Here is a 3116-nt window from a genome sequence, read left to right on the forward strand (position 1 = left end):
AGTTCATTATACAAGGTGATTAAATGACTTTAAAATATACCAATAGTTTAGAGGATTGGATAGAATTTCATTATTTCTTAGATACAATTAAAAAGAATAGAATTTTTTATTTTAAATTTAGAAAGATTGTATTATATGCATGTTATCTATATTTTATAGTAGCTACTATAAAGTTCATAAAATTGTATTATTTGCACACTAAACTAGTTGTTACCTTTTGTATATTTACATTAACAATTGCTATTTTGCTCTATAAAATAGTTAAATTAGAACCTAAATTTTATTTAAGTCGATTAAAAAAAACCTATAAACTGGCCATTGAAAAAAATCCAAATTTAGTAAAAGAAAAGGAAGTATTTTTAAAATTAAATAAATTTGTAGTTACAGTAGATAATTCTGAAACAGAAATACACTTTGAATCTATTTTTAATATATTTGAAAACAATGATAAAATATATGTTTTAAATAAAAAATACAAAGCTTTGTTGATAATACCCTGTGAAGCGTTTAAAGATAATGATGAAAAACTTGATTTCTTAAGTAGAATAAAAAAATAATCATTTCATTATTTATATATATTAAGTTAGTTAAGTTAGGAGGAAATAGACTTGGAAAACCAAGAATTAAAATTTAAATTTTCTACTAAAGATTCTGTAAAGAATTTGGCAGAGGCAAAAATAATCATAGGCAAAAAAAAGCTTTTTTTAAGTCGTTTAGTTATAAGTCTTATCATTTCTATAATTGCATTAACTTTTATATTACATGTAATTGATTTATATAAGGTATCCTTTGTGGAGGCTTTAGCAATGTATTTTTCACACATTCCATTGTTAATTATAGACCTTGTTATTATTTTATATCTTATAAAAATGCCTGAAGTAAATGCATGGATTAGAATAAACACCACAGAGATTATAAGACCTAAAGAATTAAAAAATCCTATATTTTCCACATGTTTTTATGAAACATATTTTTCTATAGGTGCTTATGCAGATATTATAGATACACCATACACATTTAATTATGAAATGATTTCTCATATATATATTACTAAGAATTTATTTCTTATAAAAGCTAATACATTAAAGGGCTATATAGTTCTACCTAAAAATTCACTTACTTTAGGTAATACTAAGGATTTTATGTGTTTTTTAGAAAATTCATTGCCAGATAAGTCTATAATAAAGGAGGTTTAACTTTTGGAAAATGAGGAACTGCATTTTAAGTTTACAACTAACTGTACAACAAAAAATTTAATTGAAGTAAATAAAGTTGTTAATAAAAAACTTTATTTTGTTGGCTGTTTATCTGTTTTTATTTTACTAGCTCTTACTGCATATAGATTTATTAATGGTAGAATGGATATATATGATATTAGTTTTGTTGAAGGATTAATAATGTACTTTAAATTTATTCCACATCAAATGGTTAATATATTTGTTTTTTTACTTTATTGGAAACTACCAGAAATCTCAACTTTGATTAATATTCATATATTTAACAAAGATGAAATATCTAAAGATGAAACTATAACCTATAGCTTTTACGATACATATTTCACTAAGCTTTCATCAGAGGCTTATTCTCACGAAAACTATGAGGAATCTGTAGTTACTATAAGATATTCCTATGTTCATAAGGTATATATTTCTAAAAATCTATATATCATAAGAGACTATTCTGGTGGGGTTAATTCCTTCTCTAAAAATTCTTTTGTTATAGGCAATGAACAGGATTTTTTAAACTTCATTGATAAAACATTTAAGAATAAAAAATATAGATAAGATACATGTGTACCTTATCTATATTTTTTTATTTTAATTAGTTATAACTTTGGTAACATTTATTTATTTGTGGTTACCTGTCTTTTTAAATCCTCTATCTCTTTATCCTTAAGATCTATTATCTTTTCATACTTTTGTTCCATTTCCATCAAGTTTTTGCTTAGCATATTTATAAAGGATGCCATCTCATCGGAACTTCCTGCTATACGGTTAAATAGCAAAAGATTTAATTTTAAGACCTCTGGAATCTCTTTGTGAGAATATCTAAGTTGATGGTCAATCTCTCCATAACCTTCTTCAAATATGGTTCTTACTTGAATTTCGGCTATAACCTTTTGATTAGTTGGAAAAAATTCTATAAGATAATGGACAGAACGGTATCCTGATTTTCTAGAATTAATTTGTATATTTAATTCTTCAAATATTTTTGTATCATCCCCTTCTCTAACATTAGCAGTTATCTCAACAACCTTCCAAGTACCCAGAATATAATTATGTATATCTTCCCAATCATCCTTGAATATATGTATGGCTCTAATACCTATCAAATCATTTATCTCTTCTTTATAGTTAGAAACAGAAAATTGAAAATCCTCTCCATACTTTGATTTTCTATCCTGTGTCTTTCTAATAATCTTTTCAATAAGCCTTTCAGAATCCTTTACTCTAGATTTTACCGTATGTATTTTCTTATGTGCCCTAAGTGTATTTGCTATAAATTCTGCTTGTGTTTCATAAGTCTCTTTATACATATTGAAATCCATATATATTTCTTCTAAAGTGTCCCAAACTATTCCATTTCTTATAATCTCTTCTTTATTAAGATGATATTTGCTTAAAAAAGTTTCTTTATCTAAAATCATAAATCTTGCCACCTTCAGTTTTACTTATTTTGTCCATAATAAATATATTTTAAACTTATTGTAATGCAAAATGATAGAAGATAGCAAATTGTATTTTATTTACTTTATATTTTAATAACAATGATTTTAAAGGCATGGTGATTATCCTATAATCCCATGCCTTAACTTTAATTTCTCTATTTAAGCTTATTAAATACAATACAAATGATATAAATACTATTACTTATTTATATCATTTGCTATACTTTAGTAAGCTTAAAATACTCTTCCAATTCCTCCACAGAATCTATATCAAAAATATCCATACCAATCTTATCAATGATATTAATAGGTAAATTCATTATCTTATCCTCATACTCTGCTGGTATATTTTTAAACTTCTTTAATAATTGCTTAATTAACAGTTCTGCTTTGCCTTTATTAATTCCTTTTTCTATTCCCTTTTCCATGCCCTTTTCTATGCCCCTCT

At 24.9% G+C, this 3116-nt stretch carries 5 protein-coding genes; 3 read left to right on the forward strand and 2 right to left on the reverse strand.

Going from position 1 to position 3116, the window contains the following annotated elements:
- The first annotated feature begins 23 nt into the window (after positions 1 to 23).
- Genes B2694_RS07500 through B2694_RS07510 form a run of 3 tightly spaced genes read left to right on the forward strand, consistent with a single transcriptional unit; the run spans position 24 to position 1784 of the window.
- Positions 24 to 557 carry a YcxB family protein gene (locus B2694_RS07500; RefSeq protein ID WP_346885213.1) on the forward strand — a complete coding sequence of 178 codons (534 nt, stop codon included), beginning with the start codon at positions 24 to 26 and terminating at the stop codon, positions 555 to 557.
- A gap of 51 nt (positions 558 to 608) precedes the next feature.
- The gene (locus B2694_RS07505; RefSeq protein WP_346885214.1) at positions 609 to 1196 is read left to right on the forward strand and encodes a hypothetical protein; all 588 of its coding nucleotides are present in this window, start codon (positions 609 to 611) and stop codon (positions 1194 to 1196) included.
- 3 nt (positions 1197 to 1199) lie between these two features.
- Positions 1200 to 1784 (forward strand): hypothetical protein, encoded by a 585-nt coding sequence (locus tag B2694_RS07510; RefSeq protein WP_346885215.1) that lies wholly within the window; start codon positions 1200 to 1202, stop codon positions 1782 to 1784.
- 59 nt (positions 1785 to 1843) lie between these two features.
- On the opposite strand, the gene B2694_RS07515 is transcribed toward B2694_RS07510, so the two are convergent.
- Together B2694_RS07515 and B2694_RS07520 are read right to left on the reverse strand one after the other, a co-directional pair.
- Positions 1844 to 2647, reverse strand: a complete 804-nt coding sequence (locus B2694_RS07515; protein WP_346885216.1) for a RelA/SpoT domain-containing protein — start codon at positions 2645 to 2647, stop codon at positions 1844 to 1846.
- Between the two features lie 239 nt (positions 2648 to 2886).
- Positions 2887 to 3116, reverse strand: a 230-nt coding sequence (locus tag B2694_RS07520) for a DUF4351 domain-containing protein (RefSeq protein WP_346885217.1), incomplete at its 5' end; no start/stop codon positions are given.

It is taken from the genome of Clostridium sp. UBA4395, assembly GCF_002390995.1.
Classification (GTDB): Bacteria; Bacillota; Clostridia; order Clostridiales; family Clostridiaceae; genus Clostridium_J; species Clostridium_J sulfidigenes.